General features: G+C 53.2%; 4 protein-coding genes. 3 read left to right on the top strand and 1 reads right to left on the bottom strand.

Going from position 1 to position 3,450, the window contains the following annotated elements:
* The 3 genes from AC6T8Q_RS18720 to AC6T8Q_RS18710 form a co-directional block, all read left to right on the top strand.
* The coding region (locus AC6T8Q_RS18720) for a heterodisulfide reductase-related iron-sulfur binding cluster (RefSeq protein ID WP_500680529.1) at positions 1-275 on the top strand (275 nt) is incomplete at its 5' end.
* Positions 272-1,681 (top strand): lactate utilization protein B, encoded by a 1,410-nt coding sequence (locus AC6T8Q_RS18715; RefSeq protein ID WP_500680528.1) that lies wholly within the window; start codon positions 272-274, stop codon positions 1,679-1,681. The genes AC6T8Q_RS18720 and AC6T8Q_RS18715, both read left to right, overlap by 4 nt.
* On the top strand, positions 1,674-2,273 hold the full coding sequence (locus AC6T8Q_RS18710; RefSeq protein WP_500680527.1) for a LutC/YkgG family protein: 600 nt from the start codon (positions 1,674-1,676) through the stop codon (positions 2,271-2,273). Before AC6T8Q_RS18715 ends, AC6T8Q_RS18710 begins: the two co-directional genes overlap by 8 nt.
* Before the next feature lie 26 nt (positions 2,274-2,299).
* Here AC6T8Q_RS18710 and AC6T8Q_RS18705 read toward each other — a convergent pair.
* Positions 2,300-3,450 (bottom strand): hypothetical protein (locus AC6T8Q_RS18705; RefSeq protein WP_500680526.1); only part of this gene is annotated, 1,151 nt, incomplete at its 5' end.

The following is a 3,450-nucleotide window of genomic DNA, read 5'->3' as shown; positions in this document are numbered from 1 at the left end:
AAAAGGGGATTCAACTCACCCAATTGGAAAGGCCCGACGAATGTTGCGGCTTTGGCGGGACCTTTGCCGTTGCTGAAGAAGCCGTCTCGTGCATGATGGGCCGCGACCGGATCAGCGATCACTTGCAAGCCGGGACCGAAGTTCTTACCTCGGGTGACATGTCGTGCTTGATGCACTTAGACGGATTGATCCGACGCGATCACAAGCCTTTGCGCGTGATGCACGTCGCGGAGATTCTGGCCGATTGTTGCGCTCAAAATAAGGCGGCATTATGAGCACGCAACTCGATCACCCGACCGCCGCGGCAGAGTTTGTTGCCGATGACAAGCGTGCCCATTGGCACGACCAAGCCTTGTGGTTTGTGCGCACGAAACGCGACCGCATGGCGCATTCGCTTCCCGAATGGGAGGATTTGCGCGAACAGGCTTCGCAAATCAAGCAGCACACGCTGAGCCGCTTGGCCGATTATTTGGAAGAGTTCGAGCGTCAGGCAACTCGGCTTGGGGCAGTTGTGCATTGGGCCGCGAATGCCGAGGAACATAACCACATCGTTCACCAGCTGCTGGCTGAACGCGGCGTGAAGCACGTGGCCAAGAGCAAATCGATGCTCACCGAGGAATGCGGCCTCAATCCTTATTTGGAAGAACGCGGCATCGAGGTGGTGGACACCGACTTGGGTGAGCGGATTGTTCAACTGCGGCATGAACATCCCAGCCACATCGTGCTGCCCGCGATTCATATCAAGAAGGAAGAAGTCAGCCAGTTATTTCACAATCGTTTGGGAACCGCCGCGGGCGCGACCGATCCGCAATATTTGGCCGAGGCCGCGCGGCAACATTTGCGGCAGGAATTTTTGCGAGCAGACGCCGGTATCACGGGCGTTAACTTTGCAATTGCTGAAACCGGCGGGCTTGTCGTTTGCACGAACGAAGGGAACGCCGATTTAGGCACGTCGCTGCCCCGATTGCACATCGCTTGCCTGGGAATCGAAAAGCTGATCCCTCGCGCGGCAGACTTAGGCGTGTTTCTGCGGTTGCTCGCGCGTTCGGCAACGGGTCAGCCGATCACGACATACTCATCGCACTTCCACGGACCACGGCCCGGTGGGGAACTGCATATCGTGCTCGTGGATAATGGCCGCAGCGAACTGCTGGCGAGTGGAGACTTTCGGCGGTCGCTCAATTGCATACGCTGTGGGGCGTGCATGAACACCTGCCCGGTGTATCGCCGCAGCGGTGGGCATAGTTATGGCGTCACCGTGCCGGGGCCCATCGGTTCGATTTTGAATCCGTTCATGAATCCCGCGGCACATAGCAGCTTGCCGAGCGCATGCAGCTTGTGCGGATCTTGCACCGATGTTTGTCCCGTGAAGATTGACTTGCATCACCAGCTGTATGTGTGGCGTCGACGACTGGCGGAGCAGGATCTCTTGCCGTGGTCCAAACGGATTTCGATGAACTTGGCGGGTATCTTGCTCAAGCATCCGTTTCTTTATCGCGCCGCCGGTTGGTCTGGGCGGATGGCCTTGAAGATTTTGCCGCGGTGGATGATCTACAATCCGCTCAACATATGGGGGCGTGAACGGGAGTTGCCAACGCCACCGGCGAAGAGTTTCCGCGAGTTGTATCAAATCGATCTGCAAACAAAGCCGCGACGGCGAGAAGGACATCGTCATGAGTAGTCGCGATACGATTCTCAAACGTGTGCGTGCGAATCAGCCCGCACCTCTGGAGTTGCCGTCGCATTTGACGCATGGCGTTACATTCGCCGATCCGCGAGCGCAATTTTTGACGGTGCTGGAAATGGTTGGCGGCCGTGGCGTGGTGGTCGAAGATGTGGCAGCCGCGGAGCGTTATTTGCGTGAATTGCCTGTGGTGCAGGATGCCAAAGTGATCGTGTCGCTGGTTGACGGCATCGTGGGCAATCGCGAAATCAACGACTGCCCCGAGCCGCATGAGCTGGCCGACGTCGGCGTGGCGATCTGCGCTGGCCAGTTTGGCGTGGCCGAGAACGGGGCAATTTGGGTGACCGACGAGAATCTCAAGCACCGCGCGATCTATTTTATTTGCCAGCATTTGGTGGTGCTCGTGAAGGCGAGCGAGATCGTCGCGAACATGCATCTCGCTTACGAGCGGTTGGGAAGTGCTTTCGTCAATCGAGGCTTTAGCGCCTTTATTTCGGGCCCCTCGAAAACGGCCGACATCGAGCAATCATTGGTGATAGGCGCGCAGGGGCCAAGGTCGCTGACGGTGGTGTTGGTGGAGCGGTGGTGAGACGGCGCTTAGGCGTGAGGAACTGGTTATTTGGCAATAATCAGATCGACTTCGTGCCCATCAACAATGGTATAGAATCGGTAGCCAAATGATTTGCCATCGAGTTTATCTGCGAGGTTGCGGACCCGGTCGAGTTCGTTTTGAACGGATAAAATTAGCTTTAACTCACCTTCTAGCTCATTAATCTTGTTCGAAAGTGAGCTATTTTTTGCTTTTTTCTGCATCATCCTTTGTGCTTCGATTTCAGTTTCAAGGAACGAACGCTCATCATCGATTAAGTTTTGCGACTTACTAATTTGATTGTATGAAAGCATTCGTACTCTTCCCGACGGAAGATAATACGTGGAGTTCAGTCTTAATCGAAGTCCCGCAACGGCGTTGTCAATGGTTACTAATGCAATAACTTCATGGACTCCGTTAAATTGAATTCTCAGATCTGTCGATCTTGATAGTTCAACTTTAGATTGTTTTGCTAGGCTTGATGGGGGTAAATCTTCTGCCTCTAAGACTTCAAAACACAAGTCATCGAGTGCAGGCAGGTGATCAGATTTTATTGTAAGGTAGCTTCTCCCCATTCTCGAATCAAAGATTAATCTTTCGACAAGCAAAGGAGTACGCAATGCAATCAAGTGAGATTCGTCTCCCTGAACAAGCTTCAACACGGAATTTCTGAGAGCAGTTTCCGCGGCTAAGGGAACATTTTTCTCCCAACGGAAAGTAAGTTTACCATCATTAATATCAAATTCGCCAAGAAAGATGGTGGGCTCGTTGGGGACTTGCCACTCGATTCTCAACCCATTTATTGCTATTTGTCCAAGTGAGAAAATCTCCGTTGGCACGGCGCCTTGTGGTATTTTACAAAGTTCTAAGGTCTTGATGTCGCTTACAGGGGGTAGCTGACAAGTAGTAGGCGTTTGAATAAAGGCTGGGATAGGCTTGTCAGGTACTTGAGGAGGCGGTTGCTCTAGTTGGTGAACCTTCTGTTGAAAATTTAGATTGAAATTACCTAAAGTTGCGATGGAGTTGAATGGTGCAAGTGAGATACCTGTGCGATAGCCCAGGACTTTCGGACAGCGGCGGGCCAGTTTTTCTACGCCGCTAATGCCGGGGCGTTTTCGGCTTCGAATTGTTCTGGGGTTTTGTAGTCGAGCGACTGGTGGAGCCGCTGACGATTGTA

Origin of the sequence: Bythopirellula sp. (assembly GCF_041737835.1) — a bacterium.
GTDB lineage: Bacteria > Planctomycetota > Planctomycetia > Pirellulales > Lacipirellulaceae > Bythopirellula.
This window is presented reverse-complemented; position numbering and strand designations above follow the sequence as displayed.